Source organism: Actinomadura rupiterrae (assembly GCF_024172125.1).
Classification (GTDB): Bacteria; Actinomycetota; Actinomycetes; order Streptosporangiales; family Streptosporangiaceae; genus Spirillospora; species Spirillospora rupiterrae.
The window spans coordinates 164,167-183,971 of sequence record NZ_JAMZEA010000006.1; the positions used below are offsets into that span (position 1 = coordinate 164,167).

Here is a 19,805-nt window from a genome sequence, read left to right on the forward strand (position 1 = left end):
TCAGGCTCCTTGCACGGGGTAGCGGGCGGTGCGGCCGCGGCCGGTGATCACGGTGCGGTATCCGGCCAGCGCCCGGTCCAGATCGGGGTCTCCGGTGTCGAGCAGCAGGGGACGGCCGCCGAGCGCGGCGAGCTTGGCCTCGGTCGCGACGGCCAGCAGCCGGTCCGGGCGGACGGTGCGCAGCACCTCGGGCGAGATCTGCTGGTTTCCCCGGCCGAGCAGGAAGCCCTGCCCGCCGATCGGGGTGACCGCGATCCAGGTGTCCGGCGTGACGAGCCCGGCCAGCTCGGCGGCGTTGGCGTCGGCGGCCACCAGGCGGCCCTCGCGCAGCACGTTGACGCCCATGACCGGGACGTCCACGCCGAGCGCCGCCGCGACGGCCCGGGTCGTCCCGCCCGGCCCGAGCACGAGCAGGCCGTCGCCGACGCGGGAGGCCAGCTCGGCGGCGATCCCGCCGACGGCGTACGGGTCGGCGGCCGAGCTGCCGACCTTGCGCTGCTGCACGCGGACGGGCGCGTCGGGCACGAGCAGTTGGCCGTAGAGGCGGGCCGAGACGCGGCCGTCGCGGACGGCGTCCTCGTCCAGGTCCATGACCTCGGCCTCGATGAACGAGGTGGCGGCCCGGGCGGCGACCTCCCCGGCCGCGCGCGGTCCGACGCCGAACACCGCCGAGTGCATCTTCACGCCGGTCGGGACGCCGAGGACGGGCACGGACGTCCCCACCGCGTCCAGGACGTCCCGGGCCGTCCCGTCGCCGCCCGCGAACAGCAGCAGGTCCACGTCCGGCGCGAGGGCCTTGGCGGCGGCGACCGTGTCCCCGGCCGTGGACGGGTCGTCCGGGGTGTAGCGGACGTCCGGTTCCAGTCCGGCGGCGCGGACGGCGTCCTCGCCCATCGGTCCGGCGGCGGTCAGGACGACCGGGGCACCGGCCCGGCCCGCCAGCTCGCGGAGCGCGGCCGTCGCGCGCTCGGACGCGCGCGGCACCGCGCCCAGCTCGCGGGCGCGGGCCTGCACGTCCGGGCCGTCGCTGCCCTTGAGGCCGACCCGGCCGCCGAGTCCGGCGACCGGGTTGACCACCAGTCCGTACCTCACTGGCCGAGGATCTTCCGGCGGTACGCGCGCCAGGTGACGGCCCAGGTCTTCGGGTCGTCCAGCGTCGCCTGCCTCACCTGGTGGATGGTGGAGTTGTGCGGCGCGGTCCGGACGGTCTCCGGCTCCTCGTACGCCTCGCGCGCGACCTCGGCGAGGATCGCGGCGTACTCGTCCAGGTCCTGCTTGGAGTAGGACTCGGTGGGCTCCAGCGTCATCGGCTCGGGCACCACGTACGGGTGGTGGCTCGTCCAGTAGTGGGTGCCGAAGTCGGCGGCGCGGACGCCGATCTCCTCGCTGTGCACGCCGGTGTCGCGGTGCAGCTCCTCCCACGAGTACCGCACCTGCTCGATGCGCCGCTTCCCCTCGGCGTAGGGCGCCGACACGCCCCGGATCTCCAGGACCTTCTTCATCAGGTAGTTGTTGTTCAGCACGGCGATCTCCGCGACCTCGCGGAGCCCCTCCGCGCCGAGCGACATGATCCACGCGTAGGCGCGCACGAGGTTCGGCACCACGCCGTAGAACGGGCGGATCTTACCGACGGACTCGGGGCGGTCGTCGTCCAGCCGGTAGCGGGTGCCGTCGAACTCGACGGTCGGCCGGGGCAGGAACGGCACCAGCTTCTCGCTCACGCCGGACGCGCCCGCCGCCGGTCCGCCGCACGCGTGCGGGGTGGAGAAGGTCTTGTGCAGGTTGAAGTGGCACAGGTCGAACCCGGCGTCCCGGGCGCGGGTGATGCCGAGGATGCCGTTGGCGTTCGCCTGGTCGTAGGCGCACAGGCCGCCCGCCTCGTGCACGATGTCCACGAACTCGGCGATCCGGGAGTTGAAGATCCCGGTGTCCTCCGGGTTGGTGATCATCAGCGCCGCAGTGCGCGGGCCGACCGCCGCTTTCAGCGCCTCGATGTCGGGGTAGCCGTCCTTGTCCGGGTACAGGGTGATGACCTTGAACCCGGCGGTCTTGGCGCAGGCCGCGTTGGACGGGTGGGAGAAGATCGTCGTGATGACCTCGTCGCGCTGCTCCAGCTCGCCGCGCGCGGCGAAGTAGGCGCGGATCATCGCGATGTTGGTGTAGATCGCGGCCGACCCGGCGCCGGGCTGCAGCGACACGCGGTCCATGCCGGAGATCTCCGCGAGCATCTTCTCCAGCGTGTGCATGACTTCCAGGACGCCCTGGACGGTCCGCTCGTCCTGCAAGGGGTGCAGCTCGGAGACCCGGTGGTCGCGGACGAACCGGTCGTTGACCTTCGGGCTGTACTTCATCGTGCAGGTGCCCTGGCCGACGTCGATGTTCATGTCGACGCCGAGGTTCTCCTGCGAGAGCCGCAGGTAGTGCCGCAGCACGTGCAGCTGCGACATATCGGGCAGGCCGGGCGCGTCCTTGCGGCGCAGCGCCTCGGGGAGCGTGTCGTCCAGCGGGACCTCGGGCGCGGGGACGGCCACGCCGCGCGCGCCGGGCGTGCCCAGCTCGAAGATCAGCGGCTCGTCCCAGCGGGCCTGGTGGAACCGGCGCAGCGGCGGCTTCGGGGCGATCCGCGCGTCGTCGGTCGAAACGGGTCCGGTGTTCGCGGGGGCGCTCACTTGGCGATCTCCTCCAGCAGGGCGGCGAGGCGGTCGATGTCGTCCTTGGTGTGCACCTCGGTGACGCAGTACAGGGCGTCGCGCTCGGACAGCGCGTGGCCGCCGAACACGCCGCGCTCCAGCAGCGCGTCGTTGACCTCGGCGGCGGTGCGGGAGCCGGTGAAGCGGACGGCGAAGTCGGCGAAGTGCGGCGCGTCCGCGTGCGGGACCTCGACACCGGGGACGGCGGCGAGCCGGGTGATGGCGTAGCGGGTGTTCGCCATGATCGTCTCGCCGACCTCGCGCATGCCCTGCGGGCCCATCAGCGCGAGGTAGACGCCGGCGGCGATGCCGTTGAGCGCGGCGGCCGTGCCGACCCACTCCTTGCCCTCCTCGCGGATCGCGAAGGAGGTGCGCTCGTAGGCGACGTCGCCGAAGCCGTACTCGCCCTCGACCGCCGTCGGCACGACGCCGAACAGCCGGGACGGGAACTCGGCGACCAGCGGCTCGTCGTCGCGGGTGGCGATGAACCCGGCGTTGCCGCCGCCGAAGCTCATGTGCACGCCGAGCGGCTGGACGTCGCCGCAGACGATGTCCGCGCCGTAGGACGCCGGCGGCGCGACGACGCCGAGCGAGATCGGGTTGCAGTTCACGACGTAGAGCGCGCCGGACGCGTGCGCCAGCTCGCCCAGCTCGGGCAGCGCCGGGTCGACGATGCCCAGGTAGGACGGCGCCTCGGCGTAGACGGCCGCGACGTCGCCCTCGGCGAGCGCGGCGCGGACGGCCGCCACGTCGGCGCGTCCGTCCACGACCGGGACGACCACGACGTCGTGGTCCGGCCGCACGTAGTCGCGGATCTTGGACAGCTTGTCGGGCGCGACGGACGAGGCGACGAGCAGGCGGCGCGCGCCGGTGACCCGGCCCGCCATGCGCAGCGCGGTGCCCGCGGCCTGGAAGCCGTCGTAGGTCGGGACGTTCACCACGTCCAGCTCCAGCAGCTCGCCCATGAGCGACTGGTACTCCCACAGCGCCTGGAAGCGGCCGTGGTCCTCGTAGGGCTCGCCGGCGTAGGCGGTGAGGAACTCGGAACGGTCCACCACCTCGTCCACCACGGCGGGCACGTAGTGCTGGTACACGCCGCCGCCTAGGAAGCTCAGGACGTCGCGGGTGCTGGTGTTGCGGCCGAGCAGTCCGCTCATGTGCCGCACCAGCGCGGCCTCCGAGCGCATCGGCGCGGGCAGGTCGAGCGGGCGTCCCAGCCGCAGCCCGGCGGGGACGTCGGCGTAGAAGTCCTCCACCGACTCGGCGCCGACGGCCGCGAGCATCTCGCGCTTCACATCGGGTGCCGCGTTGGGGATGTACGGGTGTGCGAACGGGCCGGTCATGCTCCCCCTCTTGACGAAACATCATCATTCGGTGTGCTGTATACAGCATTCAGCATGCCGGTGTCAGGAGGCAAGGGTGCATACCAACCGGATGAAACGGACACGAAGGTCGGTTCTGCTCGCGGGCGCGATCGCCGCCGCGGTCGCGGTGAGCGGGTGCGCGGCAGGCGGTTCGAGCAGCAAGAAGGCCGCTCCGAGCCTGACCGCCGGGTCGGCCGCCGACATCAAGGGCGACGTCACGGTCTGGTCCTGGGACACCGCCGCGACCGCGCTCAAGCGGCTCGCCCCCGAGTTCGAGAAGCAGCATCCCGGGACGAAGATCAACGTCGTCGACATCGGCTACGACAACGCCTACGACAAGATCACGGTCGGGCTGAAGTCGGGCAAGGGCCTGCCGGACGTCACCACCGTCGAGGGCCCCCGGTTCCAGAGCTTCCTCGGCTCGTTCCCCAACGGGTTCTACGACCTGAGCACGCTCGCCGGGAAGTACAAGGACCAGTTCAACCAGGCCGCGTGGAAGACCGCCACGGACGAGAAGGGCCGGACGCTCGGCCTGCCCTGGGACTCCGGCCCCGTCGGCGTCTTCTACCGCCGCGACCTGTTCCAGAAGGCCGGCGTCGACCCGAACTCGATCAACACCTGGGACGACTACGTCAAGGCCGGCGAGCAGGTCAAGGCCAAGACCGGCACCAAGTTCATCAGCCTCGACCCGGCCGAGGACAACACGTTCTCGATGATGCTCCAGCAGCAGGGGCAAGGCCTGTTCAAGGACGGCAAGGTCGCGGTGAACACGCCGCAGGCCGTCAAGGCGATGACCGTCCTGAAGCAGCTGTCCGACAAGGGCCTGGTCGACTGGGCGCGCGGCTGGGACGCCAACGTCAGCTCGACCAAGACCGGCAAGTCCGCCACGACGCCGCAGGCGGTCTGGTGGGGCGGCACGCTCACCGGCGAGATGAAGGAGATGAGCGGCAAGTGGGGCGTGTTCCCGCTTCCCGCGTTCGAGCAGGGCGGCGTCCGGACGTCCAACAACGGCGGCTCGCTGCTCACCGTCACCTCGCAGACCAAGAACCCGAAGACGGCGTGGGCGTTCACCGAGTTCATGCTCGCCAACACCGCGAACCAGGTCTCGATGCTGAAGAACGAGGGCCTGTTCCCGGCGTTCCTGCCCGCGCTCAAGGACCCGTTCATCGCGCGGCCCGACCCGTACTACGGCGGCCAGGCGGTCAACAAGGTCTTCGCCGACCTGTCCTCGTCCGTCCCGCCGATCGAGTACACCAAGGACGGCGCGAAGGCGCGCGAGCTGGTCTGGACGGCGTTCGCGGGCGTCGCGCTGCGCGGCAAGGACCCGAAGGCGACGCTCGACTCCACGGCCAAGCAGATCGCGGCCGCCACCGGCCGCCAGACCGCCGGATAGCCCATGGCCGCATTGCAGACCGAGCCCGCGAAGCTTGAGAGCGTCCCCGTGGCGGACGCTCCCCGGCCGCGCCGGCGGCGGTTCAGCCTGACCCACTGGTGGTTCACCGGTCCGGCGACCGTCCTGTTCGTGGCGTTCTTCGCCTATCCCCTCGCGGCGAGCCTGTACCAGAGCTTCACCGCCGACCAGGACGGCGCGACCGTCTTCGTCGGCCTCCGCCAGTACCGGCGGATGTTCCAGGACCCGGTGCTCGCCGAGTCGCTGGTCAACACCGCGCTGCTGCTCGTGATCCAGGTCCCGGTGATGATCGGGCTGGCGCTGGTGCTGGCCGGGGTGCTGAACGCGTCCTGGCTGCGGTTCCGCGGCGGGTGGCGGCTGGTGTACTTCCTGCCGGCCGTCACCACCCTGGTCGCGTACTCCGTGGTGTTCCGGGTGCTGCTGAAGACCGACGGCGGCATGGTGAACCAGCTGCTGGACGGGATCGGGATCGGCGCCGTCGACTGGCTGAACAACGCCACCTGGGCGCGGATCTCGCTGGTCCTGTCGATCACCTGGCGGTGGACGGGCTACAACGCGGTGATCCTGCTGGCCGGGCTCCAGGCGATCGGCCGGGAGCAGTACGAGGCGGCGTCGATCGACGGGGCGGGCGCGGTCACCACGTTCGTCCGGGTGATCGTCCCGCAGCTCCGGCCGGTGATCCTGTTCTGCTCGATCACCTCCACGATCGGCACGCTCCAGCTGTTCGACGAGAACTACGTGCTGACCCGCGGCGGGCCGGACAACGCCACGATGACGCCCGTCCTCTACCTCTACAAGGTCGGCTTCGACCAGATGGACTTCGGCTACGCGGCGGCGATCGCCTGGGTGGTCGTGCTGCTCATCGGGCTGATCTCGCTGATCCAGTTCCGGTTCCTGGGAAGGGGGTCGCGGTGAGCCCGCGGATCCTGGGCCGGGCGGGCGCGTACCTGGTGCTGCTGGCCGGGGCCGTCGTCAGCCTCGTCCCGTTCTACTGGATGGCGGTGGCGGCCACGCACGACACCGCCGACCTGTTCAGGTCCCCGCCGCCGTTCATGCCGGGCGGCGCGCTGATGGACAACCTGTCCCGGCTCCAGTCCGAGCACCACTTCGGACGCGTCGTCGCCAACAGCCTCGGCGTCGCGGTCGTCTACACCGTGCTCAGCTCGCTGATCTCGGCGATGTGCGGCTACGGCCTGGCGAAGTACCGGTTCCGCGGCCGGGGCGTGCTGCTCGGCGTGGTGCTCGCGACGATGATGATCCCGATGCAGGTGCTGCTGGTGCCGCTGTTCCAGATGATGGCGAACCTCGGCTGGACCGACACCTACCAGGCGGTCATCCTGCCGTTCCTGGCCAACGCGTTCGGCATCTTCCTGATGCGGCAGGCGTTCCTCGCCTTCCCGGACGAGCTGATCGAGTCCGCCCGCATCGACGGCGCGGGCGACCTGCGGATCTTCTACCAGGTCGTGCTGCCCGGCGTCCGGCCGCAGCTCGGCGCGCTGGTCATCTTCACCTTCACGAGCCAGTGGAACAGCTTCATCTGGCCGCTGCTCATGCTGAACACCGAGGAGAAGTTCACGGTGCCCATCGCCCTCAACCAGATGATCGGGCTGTCGCACGTCGACTACTCGGGCCTGATGCTCGGCTCGTTCGCCGCGACGCTCCCGATCATGGTCGTCTTCTTCGTCTTCCAGCGGCAGTTCGTCGCCGGGCTGCTCGGCGGGGCGGTGAAGGGATGAGCGCCACGGGACGCCTCACGCGGGTGCCGGGGCTGCTGTACGGCGGGGACTACAACCCCGAGCAGTGGCCCGAGGAGGTGTGGGCCGAGGACGCGGCGCTGATGAAGGAGGCCGGGGTCAACCTGGTCACGGTCGGCGTGTTCTCGTGGGCGCGCCTCCAGCCCGGCCCGACTTCCTGGGATTTCGGCTGGCTGGACCGGCTGCTCGATCTGCTGCACGGCCAGGGCATCGCGGTCGATCTGGCCACTGCCACGGCGTCGCCTCCGGCGTGGCTCGTGCGCGCGCATCCGGACGTCCTGCCGGTGCGGTCGGACGGGGTGCGGTTGGAGTTCGGTTCGCGGCAGCACTACTGCCCGTCCTCGCCGGTGTACCGGGAGGCGGCGGTCACCTTGGCGCGGCGGATCGCCGAGCGGTACCGCGACCATCCGGCGCTGGCGTTGTGGCACATTCACAACGAGTACGGCGACCACGTGACCGAGTGCTTCTGTGCGGAGTCGGCTTCGGACTTCCGTCGCTGGCTGCGCGCGCGGTACGGCTCTCTGGACGTGCTGAACTCGGCGTGGGGGACGGCGTTCTGGTCGCAGCGGTACGGCGCTTGGGAGGAGATCGAGCCGCCGCGCGACGCGCCCGGCCCGGTCAACCCGACGCAGACGCTCGACTGGCGGCGGTTCTGCTCGGACGCGCTGCTCGCCTGCTACCAGGGCGAGAAGGACGTGCTGGACGAGGTCTCCCCCGGCGTCCCGGTGACCACGAACTTCATGTCGATGTTCAAGCCGCTGGACTACTGGGAGTGGGCGTCCCGCGAGGACTTCGTCTCGGACGACGCCTACCCCGACCCGGCCGATCCCGAGGCGCACATCTCGGCCGCGATGAACTACGACCTGATGCGCTCGCTCAAGGGCGGCCGGCCGTGGCTGCTGATGGAGCAGGCGCCGTCGGCGGTCAGCTGGCGTCCGGTGAACGTGCCGAAGCGTCCGGGACTGCACCGGCTGTGGTCGTTGCAGACGGTCGCGCGCGGCGCGGACGGCGTCATGTACTTCCAGTGGCGGGCCTCGCGCGCGGGCGCGGAGAAGTTCCACAGCGCGCTGCTCCCGCACGGCGGAACCTCGTCGCGCGGATGGGCCGAGACCGTCCGGTTCGGTGCCGAGCTGGCGAAGCTGGGCCCGGTCGCGGGGAGCGTTTCCGAGGCTTCTGTCGCGATCGTCCTGTCGTGGGACTCGTGGTGGGCGCTGGAGCAGGAGGACCACCCGTCCACACGGCTGGACCTCAAGGCGCTCGTCTCGTCCTGGTACCGGGAGCTGTGGCTGCGGAACATCGCGGTCGACTTCGTCCCGCCGTCCGCCGATCTCTCGCGGTACAAGGTCGTCCTCGCGCCGAACCTGTACATGCTGCGGTCGGAGGCGGCCGCGCGGCTGACCCGCTTCGTCGCGGACGGCGGCCACCTGGCCTGCGGCTTCTTCTCCGGCATCGTGGACGAGCACGACCACATCCACCTCGGCGGCTACCCCGCCCCGCTGCGCGAGGCGCTGGGCGTCATCGTGGACGAGTTCTGGCCCGTCCCGGACGACGCATCCGTGCCCATCACGGCCGCGGACAACGCATCCGTGCCGGTCAAGGCCGCGGCCGACGCATCCGTGCCGGTCAAGGACGCGGCCGACGCATCCGTGCCCGTCATGGCCGCGGCCGACGCATCCGTGCCGGTCAAGGCCGCGGACGACGCGTCGTTGCCCGTCTCGGGGCCGGGGGCGGCGACGTTGTGGAGCGAGTGGCTGGAGGTCACGACGGCCGAACCCGTCGCGTCCTATGGCGCGGGGCCGCTGGCCGGACGGCCCGCGATCACGCGGAACGCGCACGGGGACGGCGTCGGCTGGTACTTCAGCTGCCACCTGCCGTCCGCGCTCGGCCTGGTGCTGGACGCGGCGGGCGTGCGGCCCGTGCACGAGACGCCGGCGGGCGTGGAGGCGACCCGGCGCGGCCGGCACCTGTTCCTGCTGAACCACGCGGACGCCCCCGCCCGCGTTTCCGGCCTGTCCGGTATTGATCTGCTGTCCGGCGCGACCGTGGAGGGCGAGCTCGAACTCGGCCCCCTCGGCGCGGCGGTCCTCACCCCAGCATCTGAAAGGTGACCATGCGCAAACCCCTGAGCGCCGCCGTCGGTGTCGTCGCTCTCCTCCCCCTGACGGCGGTCCCCGCGCACGCGGGCCCCGCCCACCGCGCCGACTACGCCAACGTGCTGGACCTGCGCGGCACGCCGCCCGCGTCCGAGCCGCCGGAGTTCAACGACATCAACGTGTTCTCCGACCAGGGCGCGTGGCATGCCTACGCCCTGCCGAAGGACCCCTCGACGTACGGCGGCTTCACCGGCCCCCTGTACATCGCGCAGGAGTACCCGTGGTGGCTGAGCAAGGCGTTCAGCCGCATCCGGCTGAGTGAGAACGGCCGTCCGATCAACCTGTCCGGGGCCGCGCCTCAGCTTTCGTCCCTGCCGGGGCTGCTGCGGCAGGTCTACCAGCTGGACGGCCTGAAACTGACGCTGGAGCTGCGTTTCGGCAGCGCCCACACCGCCCTCGTGCGCGCGTACGTGGAGAACACCGGCCGGACGGCCCGGACGATCCAGGTCGGCTGGACCGGTTCGCTGCTGCGTCCCGATGCCGAGCCGATGAAGAGCGCGCCGTCGCTGAAAGCGACCGGGAACGGCGTCCAGGTGGACTTCGCCAAGGTCCGCAAGACCTGGGACTACCTGACCGACGGCACCGAGCGGTTCCAGATCGTCCATGCCGAGCCGGTCCGGACGTCCGTCCAGGGCGACTCGTACACGACCGACCTGGCCCGTCCGCTGACCGTGCGTCCGCGCTCGTCCAGTGCCCTGACCTGGGCGGAGACCTACACCTTCAACGACGCGGAGCGCCGTGCGGAGGCCCCCGCGGTCGCGGGCATGCTCCGCTCGCCCTCGCGCGTGGCCGCGCAGGGCGACGCGCGCTGGTCCGATTACGTGGCGCGCGCGACGCGCGGCGTCCCCGCCGACAGGCGCCGGCTGGCCGTGAAGTCGGTCGAGACGCTGGTGTCGAACTGGCGCGGCCCGGCGGGCGCGATCCGGCACAACGGGATCACGCCGTCCATCACCTACAAGTGGTTCAGCGGCCTGTGGTCCTGGGACACCTGGAAGCAGGCGGTCGGGACGGCGCGGTTCGACCCGTCGCTCGCCCGCGACCAGATCCGCTCGATGTTCGACTACCAGATCACCGGCGCGTCCAAGGACCGCCCGCAGGACGCCGGCATGATCCCGGACGCGATCTTCTACAACACCCCGTCCGAGGGCGGCGGCAACTGGAACGAGCGCAACAGCAAGCCGCCGCTCGCCGCCTGGTCGGTCTGGCAGGTCTACCTCCAGGACCGGGACGCCTCGTTCCTGCGCGAGATGTACCCGAAGCTGGTCGCCTACCACGACTGGTGGTACCGGACGCGCGACCACGACCGCAACGGCCTCGCCGAGTACGGCGCGACGGTCGACCCGGCCAACGCCACCGAAGAGGACCAGCGCCAGGCCGCCGCCTGGGAGAGCGGCATGGACAACGCGCCGCGCTTCGACGCGTCCCTCGGCGTGAGGATGCTGGCGAACACCGACGCGTCCGGGAAGGTCGTCGGCTACTCGGTCAACCAGGAGTCGGTCGACCTCAACGCCTACCTCGCCGCCGAGAAGCACTACCTCTCGCTCATCGCGTCCCGCCTCGGCAAGAAGGCCGACGCCGCCCGGTTCGCCGCCGGGTCCGCCAAGGTCGCGGGTCTCGTGCGCGCGCGTATGTACGACGCGAAGACGGGCTTCTTCTACGACGCGTCCATGGCTTCTGACGGCGGAGGCACGTTGACCGCCCGCGGGCGCGGCATCGAGGGCGCGATCCCGCTCTGGGCCGGCGTCGCCTCCCGCGCGCAGGCCGCCGCCGTCCGCGGCAAGATGGTCGATCCGAACGAGTTCGCTACGAAGGTGCCGTTCCCGACCGTTTCCAAGAGCTCGCCGTACTTCCAGTCGACCAAGTACTGGCGCGGCCCGGTCTGGATCGACCAGGCGTACTTCGCCCTCACCGGCCTCCGCACCTACGGCTACCGCACCGACGCCCGCACCCTCGCCGACCGCCTCCGCACCAACGCGTCCGGCATGCAAGGCGACGGCGCCCTCCACGAGAACTACGACCCGCTCACCGGAGCCCCCCTCAACTCCCCCAACTTCAGCTGGTCCGCCGCCCTCCTCCTAGCCCTGGACGACTGACCCTGAACAGAAACGCGGCCCCACCTTTCCGAATTGGGGCCGCGCTTCTTTTTTTGGACGACCCGTGGGAGCGTGTCAATGGGCAAACGTAATGACAAGTGCCGCTACAGCAACGACCACTGAAAGTACCGCCGAAATCTCAGCGGCAACAGTGAGGCGGGGACGCCGCCCGCTTCTGGGTCGCCCTGAAGACCCCTCAACTGCTGAACTTCGCTCCTCCGGCAAGCCGTCCTGCTTCCGCTTCGGCTCTCCAGGAGGAACATCGGACCACATATCCAATGGTTCGGCTTTGTCGAGCCCGAGGCCCTCTTCCCACCTCGCCATCTTTCTTGCGATCGTCCAATCAAGATAGCGGTCATAGGGCTTACCCAGCAGCGCCCTAAACAACCTCTTGGGCTGATGCCGCTCTTTGGAATCGTCCGGAAGGCCCACCGTATTGGATCTTTCCAACGCCGGAACGCTATGCGCACACGCTATACCGCCAGGCCCGAGATCAGCATGGCCCGCTGCCGAGACCCGGCAACCAACCCAAGCTCGCGCAACACGCGCCATGCGTCGATTAGGTTCGCCTTCATGACGACCGAGGCGGCGGGCGCGCGGATCACCGTACGAGGAGTCTCCCGGCGGCCGATCCTGACGGGGATCAGCCTGGACGTCGGCCCGGGCGGGCTGCTGGCGATCATCGGCGGCAGCGGCGCCGGGAAGACGACCCTGCTGGAGGCGCTGGCCGGGATCCGCCGTCCGGACGCCGGGGAGGTCCTGCGGGAGGGCGCGTTCGGCCCGCCCGGCTTCGTCCCGCAGGACGACATCGTGCACCGCGAACTCCCCCTCGCCCGGACACTCCGGTACGAAGCGCGGCTCCGCCTCCCCGCCGGCACGACCCGCGCCGAGATCGACCGCCGCGTGGAGTGGGTGCTCGCCGCGCTCGACCTGACCGCCAAGTCCGGCCAGCGCGTCGGATGGCTCAGCGGCGGCGAGCGCAAGCGGGCGAGCATCGCGGTCGAGCTGCTGACGCGTCCGCCCGTCCTGTTCCTGGACGAGCCGACCTCGGGCCTCGACCCGGCCACGGCCGCCGAGGTGATGCGCCTGCTCCGCGGTCTCGCCGCGTCCGGAACCACGACCGTCCTGACCACGCACAACCCGCCGGACGTGGAGTTCTGCGACCGGATCGCCGTCCTCTCACCGGACGGCACGCTGGCCTTCACCGGAACCCCGGCCGAAGCGCTGGAACACTTCCGAACACCCACGATCTCCGGCATCTACACAACCCTGAACGGCGCGTCCGCCCTGCGGAACGAACGTCCGACAATGCACGACACGCAGGCTGGCGACACATCCGGCCAACGAATCGGACCGGTGCGCCAATGCGGCCTGCTCGTCCGCCGCACGCTCGACATCCTCGTCCGCAACCGCCTCACCCTGGCGATCCTGGTCGGCTCACCTGTGATGGTGCTGGCGATGTTCGCGCTGCTGTTCAAACCCGGCGCGTTCTCACCCACGCATCCGAACCCCGGCACGACCGTGATGATCCTGTTCTGGATCGCCTTCGGCGGTTTCTTCTTCGGCCTCACGTACGGCCTCCTGCAGATCTGCACCGAGGCCGCCGTCCTGCGCCGCGAACGGCTCGCCGGACTGAGCGCGACCGCCTACGTCCTGTCCAAGGTGGGCGTCCTGCTCCCACTGCTGGTCGCGGTGGACGCGCTGATGCTGGCCGTCCTGCGCGTCCTGGACCGCCTGCCGTCCGCGTCCTGGAGCGCATACGGCGAGGTCATGGTCACCCTGACGCTGTCCTCGGCAGCGGCCCTGACCCTCGGCCTGCTCATCTCGGCAGCGGTCACCGACCCGTCCCAGGCGACCCTCGCGCTCCCGATGCTGTGCTTCCCGCAGGTGCTGTTCGTCGGCGCGATCCTGCCCGTCCCGGTAATGGCTTCCGGCGGCCGCTGGATCAGCTACGCCATGTCGAACCGCTGGGCCTTCGAGGCCCTGGGCCACAGCCTGGGCATCCGCGCCCTCTGGTCATCCGGCGCGTCCCCCCTGGGCCCACCCCTCCTAGCGTCCTACGGCACAACCTTCGACCACGCTCTCTGGCTCGACTGGCTGATCCTCGCAACCCTGACCCTGACCTCCCTAACCAGCGCCATAGCAGTAGTAGCCCACCGCAACCCCCACCTCCCCACCACCCCCTAACCCCAGCCACCCACGCGACCGACGAACGCCAGCGCAGAGCACACCCCGTGGACACCAGCACGAGGCGCGACGGCGCGAAGCGCGACACGGCACCGCGCGGCGGCGCGGGGGGCGGGGTCGGCGCAGCGGGCGCGCCCATGGACGGCGGGGGGCACCGCGCCGGGTTTGGTGGGGGTTCGGGTTTGCGGGTCGGCGGTGGGGAGATGGGCGGGCTGACTTGAACCGCCTCGGGCGATTTATCGTCTTAGGGTGCGCAGGTCCTGGTGTGCCGGAGGTGCCCCTGATGGACGTGTTCGACGAGGTGCGCAAGCGCGAGTTCGCCCGGCTGGACGACACGGGTCAGACCTATCTCGACTTCACCGGGGCGGGCCTCGCACCACGACTGCTGATCGACGGTCATCATGACCGTAACCTGCACGGTGTCTTCGGGAATCCGCATTCGGAGAACCCGTCCTCGCGCGCGTCCACCGATCTCGTGGAGCATGCGCGCGCGGCGGTGCTGCGGTTCTTCAACGCCGATCCCGACGAGTATGCGGTGGTCTTCACGCCGAACGCGACCGGCGCGTGCCGCCTGGTCGGCGAGGCGTACCCGTTCCGGCTGGGGGCGCGGCTGGTGATGCTGCTGGACGACCACAACTCGGTGAACGGCATCCGCGAGTTCGCGAAAGCACGCGGCGCGCACGTCCGGTACGTCCCACTAAGGCCCGGTGACCTGCGGGCGGACGGCGTGCAGGTGCGGGCCGCCCTCCCGCGACGACGGCACTCCCCCAGCCTGTTCGTGTACCCGGCGCAAAGCAACTTCACCGGCGTGCAACACCCGCTGGAATGGATCACGCTCGCGCAGCGGCGCGGATACGACGTCCTCCTGGACGCGGCGGCGTTCGTCCCCGCGAACGAACTCGACCTCGCCGCCGTGAAGCCCGACTTCGTGCCGGTGAGCTGGTACAAGGTGTTCGGCTATCCGACCGGCGTCGGCTGCCTGATCGCGCGGCGCACCGCGCTCGCCCGGCTGCGCCGCCCCTGGTTCGCCGGCGGGACGATCAAGGCGGTCAGCGCACTCGGCGGCTGGCATGTGCTGAGTCCCGACGAGAGCGCTTTCGAGGACGGCACTCTGAACTTCCTCGCCATCCCGGACGTCGCCGAAGGCGTCGAATGGATCGCCGAACTCGGGATGGACCGCATCCACGCGCACGTCACGTCCCTCACCGCGCGGCTCCTGGACGGCCTCGGCGCCCTCCGGCACGGGACGGGCCGTCCGATGATCCGGCTCTACGGGCCGCGCGGCGTCCGACGACGCGGCGGGACGGTCGCCTTCAACGTCCTCGGTGCGGACGGACGCATCGTGGACGAGCGGCTCGTCGCCCGCGACACCGCCGCGCACGGCATCTCCGTCCGGACGGGCTGCTTCTGCAACCCGGGCGCAGGCGAGGCCGCGTTCGGCATCGAGCTGCCACTCCTACGCGCCGCCGCCCGCACCCGCGCCCGCACGCTGGACGAGTACCTGGACCGCCTCGGCCTCCCCACCGGAGGAGCCATCAGAGCGTCCCTCGGCGTCGCCTCCAACACCGCCGACGTGGACCGCCTCCTCCTGTTCCTCGCCGACACCTACCGCGACCGCTCCCCCGCCCCAACCGGCCTAGCCCCCCGCAAACACTGCTAGCCCCCACCCCCACCCCGCCACACCCTCCCCGACTGCTGCCAGTCCCCCAGCCCACCGCCCCCTCCCCCAGGTTGCTGCCAGCTCCCGACCCCGCTACGCCCCCTTGCAAACGCTGAAGCCCCCGTCCCGCTACTCCCTCCCCCAGACGCTGCAAGGCGCCCGCGCCGTTACGCCCTCTTACAAGCGCCGCAAGCTCCCGGCCCCTGCAACCACTCCCAAACGCTGCGAGCCCGTTTCACTACGCCCTCCCCCAAGCAGTGCAAGCTCTCCGTCCTGCCGCGCCCTCCGTCAAACGCTGCAGGCTCTCCGGTTCGCTACACCGTCCCTCAAACGCTGCAGGCCCTTCCGCCCGCCGCACCCTCTCCCAACTGTTACACCCTCTAACAGACGTGAGCCCTCCTACGAGCAGCGTCAACAATCACCGACCGCACCTCACCTTCGCGAAGCCCCCAGACACGGGCGGGATGCCTGGGCGCGGCGGAAAGGGCATGCGGCCCCGTCTCAATGACCTGGGGCGGACGTGGCCCCCGCCTCGGCGGCCCGGAACGGGCGCGGCCCCCATCTCGCTGGCCCGGGACGAATGCACCCCTCATCACGGTGAGCTGGAACGAGCGCGGGCCCCATCCCGCTGGCCCGGGACGAGCGCGGCGCCCGTCGCGGCGTGCTGGGACAAGCGCGGCCCCGTCTCGATGGGCTGGGACGGGCACGCCCCCGCCACGGCGGCCCGGAACGAGCGCGGCGCCCGTCCTCGGTGGGCCGGGACGGGCATGGCCCCCGTCTCGCTGGCCCGGAACGACCGCAGCCCCCGCCTCGGGGGGCTGGGACAAGTGCAGCCCCGTCTCGATGGGCTGGGACGGGCACGCCCCCGCCACGGCGGCCCGGGACGAACGCGACGCCCGTCCTCGGCGGGCTGGGACGGGCGCCGCCCCCGCCTCGCTGGCCCGGGACGAGCGCGGCGCCCGCCTCGGCGTGCCGGGACAAGCGCGGCCCCGTCTCGATGGGCTGGGACGGGCACGCCTCCCGCCACGGCCGCCCGGGACGAGCGCAGCGCCCGTCCTCGGTGGGCCGGGACGAGCGCAGCCCCCGCCTTGGCGGCCCAGAGCGGGCGCGGCTCCCATCTTCGCTGGCCTAGGGCGGACGCGGCCCCCCTCTCGCAGGCCTGGGACGGGCGCCCTCATCTCGGCGGCCCGGGACGAACGCGCCCCCCATCTCGGTGAGCTGGGACGAGCGCGGCCCCCGCCTCGGCGGCCCAGGACGAGCGCGGCTCCCATCTCGGTGGCCCGGGACGGGCGCGGCGCCCGTCTCGGGGGGCTGGGACGGGCGCCGCGGCTGTCTCGGGGGGCGGGGTGGGGGCGCGGGTTGGGGTGGTGGGAGGGCAGCTGCGGGTTGCGGTGGGGGTCAGAGGTGGGCTATGCGGCCCTTTTCGCCGGAGGCCCAGCAGGTGGTTCGGGTGCAGGAGACGGTGTCGAAGCTGCCGGTGTCGAAGCGGGTCCAGGTGCGGCCGTTGTCGCGGGACAGGTCGCTGCCGGTTGGGCCGACGGCCAGGAGGAGGGGGCCGAAGTAGGTGACACCGGAGCGGTACTCGGCGGGCGGGCGCGGGGCGAGGCGCCAGGTGCGGCCGGAGTCGGCGGTGGTCCCGGCGGCGTTCGGGGACGGCTCGCCCTTGCGGTAGTCGCCGCCGACCGCGACGCCGTGCCGGGCGTCCCGGAAGGCGAGTGCGAAGACGCCCTGGGCCGCGCTGCTCGGCAGCGGCGAGTCCACGACCGTCCAGGTGCGGCCGCGGTCGCGGCTGTGGAAGACGCGCGAGTGCGAGCCGCCGCCGGTCGCGATCCAGGCGTCGCGGGCGCCGTGCGAGACCAGGCACTGGCCGCTGGCGGCGAACGCGGCCTCGCCGGGGAGCGCGGCGGGCATGCCGGCGTTCGGGAGGACCTTCCAGCTGCGGCCGCCGTCCGAGGTCGAGATGACCCTGAACTTGCCGTCCACCGGGTCGCTGACCGCGAGGCCGTGCCTGCGGTCGAAGAAGGTCAGGCAGTCGTAGAACGCCTTCGGGTCGTCGTTCTTGAACCCGGTGGTCCAGGTGCGGCCGCCGTCGGACGTCCGGTAGACGCGGGACGCGTCGCCCTCGCCGATGGCCAGCACGACGGCGTGGTCGGCGTCGAACGCCTCGACGTCGCGGAACTCCAGGCCCGCCGCGTCCGCAGGGGCGACCTTGGCCCAGGTGCGGCCGCCGTCCACCGTGCGCAGGACGGTCCCGCCGCTGCCCGCGGCCCAGGCGGTGTGCCGGTCGACGGCCGCCAGGCCGCGGAACCGCGCCTGGACGCCGGTGTCGGTGATCTTCCATCCGAGGTGCGGGGTCCCCGCGTGCGCCGTCCCGCCGAGGCCCGCGGCCAGGGTCGCCGCCGCCAGGCCCGCGATCGGGAGTTTCCGGACGATCTTCCGCGTCAGAGTCATGGCGCGGAAGGTAGCGAAGCGGGATCGCCCCGTCCAGGCCCATGATCGCCGCGAAACCGGGGCCGCGCGGTCGGGTCGGCCGTGTGGACGGTGCTCCCGGCCGCCACTAAGGTGTGCGCTGGACGGCACGCGAGCGGACGGGGGAGGTACGTGGAGGGCACGACGCCACGTCACCGCAGGCTGCTCATGCTCCTGGCGGGCCTGTTCGGGCTCGTCACGACCGTCGCGTCCGCGCTTCCGGGCGGCATGGCCGGCGTGTCGCCGGACAGTTCCGCCACCTCGTCCGGTGTCGCCGGGCAGGAGTGCGCGGCCGCCGGACGGCACGCCCCCGACCAGCACTGCGACCGGCAGCGCGCGGCCCAGCGGAGCGAGGCGCTCCGGGCGGGCGCGGCCTTCTACCACCGGTACTACGCGGCCGTCCTGTCGCGTCACCAGGGGAAGCAGAGCGTCCCAGCGGCCCTGCCCGAGGCGTCGGCCGTCCAGGCCGTCGTGCGGACGGCGGGTCCGGGTCCGGACGCGGCTCCGGCGCGCGGCGTCCGGGCCGTCCTCTCGACGGCTCGTGACCAGCGTCCGCCGTCGGGGGCCTTCGGCGAGACCGACCCCGTTCGCGGACCGCCCTCCAGCACGGATCTGTAGCAGCCCGATTCCCGTCCGCGGCCGCCGAGGAGAGGCGGCGCGGCTTGATCCGTATGGAGCCCCACCGTGCTCACGGCCTTTGCCCGGGCGTTCAGAACCCCGGACCTACGCAAGAAACTGCTCTTCACGATCTTCATGATCGTGGTGTTCCGGATCGGCCAGAACCTGCCGACCCCGAACGTCAACGTCTCCGTCCTGAAGTCCACGGCGGACGCCGCGAAGAAGTCCAACCAGCTTTATGGTCTGGTGGACCTGTTCTCCGGTGGCGCGCTGCTGAAGCTGTCGGTGTTCGCGCTGGGCATCATGCCCTACATCACCGCCTCGATCATCCTGCAGCTGTTGACGGTGGTGATCCCGCGGCTGGAGGCCCTGAAGAAGGAGGGCCAGGCCGGCACCACCAAGATCACCCAGTACACCCGGTACCTGACGGTCGGGTTGGCGATCCTGCAGGGCACCGGGATCGTGGCGATGGCCTCGACCGGGAACCTGTTCCAGGGCAGCTCGGGCGCCGACATCCTGTACAAGACCGGGATCTTCCCGATCATCACGATGGTGATCTGCATGGTCGCGGGCACCGCGGTGATCATGTGGCTGGGTGAGCTGGTCACCGACCGGGGTGTCGGCAACGGCATGTCGATCCTGATCTTCACGCAGGTCGTGGCGGTGTTCCCGTCCCAGTTCTGGTCGATCTACAAGGCCAAGGGCGGGTTCGTGTTCACGCTGGTGATCGTCGTCGGGTTGGCGATCATGGCGGGTGTGGTGTTCGTGGAGCAGGCGCAGCGCCGGATCCCGGTGCAGTACGCCAAGCGGATGGTCGGCCGGCGGATGTACGGCGGGACCTCGACCTACATCCCGCTGAAGGTCAACCAGGCCGGCATCATCCCGGTGATCTTCGCCTCGTCGCTTTTGTACCTGCCGGTGCTGGCGACCCAGCTGTGGCCGAATGTGCACTGGCTGCAGAAGGTCCAGCCGTACCTCAAGCAGGACAACCCGTGGCACATGGCGATCTTCTTCGTCTTCATCATCTTCTTCACCTACTTCTACGTCGCGATCACCTTCAACCCCACTGAAGTCGCCGACAACATGAAGAAGTACGGCGGGTTCATCCCCGGCATCCGCCCCGGACGCCCGACCGCCGAGTACCTCGACTACGTCCTCACCCGCATCACGACGCCCGGCGCGCTCTACCTGGGCTTGGTGGCGCTGATCCCGATGGTCGCGTTCGCGTTGCTGAACGCCACGCAGAACTTCCCCTTCGGCGGGACGAGCATCCTGATCGTCGTCGGCGTCGGACTGGACACGGTGAAGCAGATCGAATCCCAACTCCAGCAGCGCAACTACGAAGGCTTCCTGCGCTAACGCACCAGCCGCCGCGCTTTCCTTCCGCATCCGCCCCGGTCACGGTT

General features: G+C 71.1%; 13 protein-coding genes. 9 read left to right on the top strand and 4 right to left on the bottom strand.

The features are described from left to right. From FHU30_RS21515 to gcvPA, 3 genes are read right to left on the bottom strand one after another with little or no spacing between them, the layout of a single operon-like run. Window positions 1–1,092: an ATP-NAD kinase family protein gene (locus FHU30_RS21515; RefSeq protein ID WP_253878316.1), complete on the bottom strand. Its 1,092-nt coding sequence runs from the start codon at window positions 1,090–1,092 to the stop codon at window positions 1–3. Then, the gene (gene gcvPB, locus FHU30_RS21520) at window positions 1,089–2,669 is read right to left on the bottom strand and encodes an aminomethyl-transferring glycine dehydrogenase subunit GcvPB (protein WP_253878318.1); all 1,581 of its coding nucleotides are present in this window, start codon (window positions 2,667–2,669) and stop codon (window positions 1,089–1,091) included. The genes FHU30_RS21515 and gcvPB overlap by 4 nt, the downstream gene beginning before the upstream one ends. Next, window positions 2,666–4,033, bottom strand: a complete 1,368-nt coding sequence (gcvPA, locus tag FHU30_RS21525) for an aminomethyl-transferring glycine dehydrogenase subunit GcvPA (RefSeq protein WP_253878320.1) — start codon at window positions 4,031–4,033, stop codon at window positions 2,666–2,668. The genes gcvPB and gcvPA overlap by 4 nt, the downstream gene beginning before the upstream one ends. A gap of 91 nt (window positions 4,034–4,124) precedes the next feature. Between gcvPA and FHU30_RS21530 the strand changes: the two genes are divergently transcribed. The 7 genes from FHU30_RS21530 (at window position 4,125) to FHU30_RS21560 (ending at window position 15,312) form a co-directional block, all read left to right on the top strand. Continuing rightward, window positions 4,125–5,447, top strand: coding sequence for an ABC transporter substrate-binding protein (locus FHU30_RS21530; RefSeq protein ID WP_253878322.1), 1,323 nt, complete (start codon window positions 4,125–4,127; stop codon window positions 5,445–5,447). Window positions 5,448–5,450: 3 nt separating this feature from the next. After that, on the top strand, window positions 5,451–6,380 hold the full coding sequence (locus FHU30_RS21535) for a carbohydrate ABC transporter permease (RefSeq protein ID WP_253878324.1): 930 nt from the start codon (window positions 5,451–5,453) through the stop codon (window positions 6,378–6,380). After that, on the top strand, window positions 6,377–7,201 hold the full coding sequence (locus FHU30_RS21540) for a carbohydrate ABC transporter permease (protein ID WP_253878326.1): 825 nt from the start codon (window positions 6,377–6,379) through the stop codon (window positions 7,199–7,201). Before FHU30_RS21535 ends, FHU30_RS21540 begins: the two co-directional genes overlap by 4 nt. Then, window positions 7,198–9,327: a beta-galactosidase gene (locus FHU30_RS21545; protein WP_253878328.1), complete on the top strand. Its 2,130-nt coding sequence runs from the start codon at window positions 7,198–7,200 to the stop codon at window positions 9,325–9,327. The genes FHU30_RS21540 and FHU30_RS21545 overlap by 4 nt, the downstream gene beginning before the upstream one ends. 2 nt (window positions 9,328–9,329) lie before the next feature. Then, entirely contained in the window at window positions 9,330–11,465 is a 2,136-nt protein-coding gene (locus tag FHU30_RS21550) for an MGH1-like glycoside hydrolase domain-containing protein (RefSeq protein ID WP_253878330.1), read from the top strand. 573 nt (window positions 11,466–12,038) lie between these two features. Further along, window positions 12,039–13,652 carry an ABC transporter ATP-binding protein/permease gene (locus FHU30_RS21555; RefSeq protein ID WP_253878332.1) on the top strand — a complete coding sequence of 538 codons (1,614 nt, stop codon included), beginning with the start codon at window positions 12,039–12,041 and terminating at the stop codon, window positions 13,650–13,652. 283 nt (window positions 13,653–13,935) lie between these two features. Further along, window positions 13,936–15,312: an aminotransferase class V-fold PLP-dependent enzyme gene (locus FHU30_RS21560; protein WP_253878334.1), complete on the top strand. Its 1,377-nt coding sequence runs from the start codon at window positions 13,936–13,938 to the stop codon at window positions 15,310–15,312. Between the two features lie 1,398 nt (window positions 15,313–16,710). Here FHU30_RS21560 and FHU30_RS21565 read toward each other — a convergent pair. Further along, window positions 16,711–17,763 carry a WD40/YVTN/BNR-like repeat-containing protein gene (locus FHU30_RS21565; protein WP_253878336.1) on the bottom strand — a complete coding sequence of 351 codons (1,053 nt, stop codon included), beginning with the start codon at window positions 17,761–17,763 and terminating at the stop codon, window positions 16,711–16,713. A gap of 150 nt (window positions 17,764–17,913) precedes the next feature. Here FHU30_RS21565 and FHU30_RS21570 point away from each other — a divergent pair, with 150 nt between their 5' ends. Continuing rightward, entirely contained in the window at window positions 17,914–18,399 is a 486-nt protein-coding gene (locus FHU30_RS21570; protein ID WP_253878338.1) for a hypothetical protein, read from the top strand. Window positions 18,400–18,465: 66 nt separating this feature from the next. Continuing rightward, window positions 18,466–19,758 carry a preprotein translocase subunit SecY gene (gene secY, locus FHU30_RS21575; RefSeq protein WP_253878340.1) on the top strand — a complete coding sequence of 431 codons (1,293 nt, stop codon included), beginning with the start codon at window positions 18,466–18,468 and terminating at the stop codon, window positions 19,756–19,758. The last annotated feature ends 47 nt before the right edge of the window (window positions 19,759–19,805 follow it).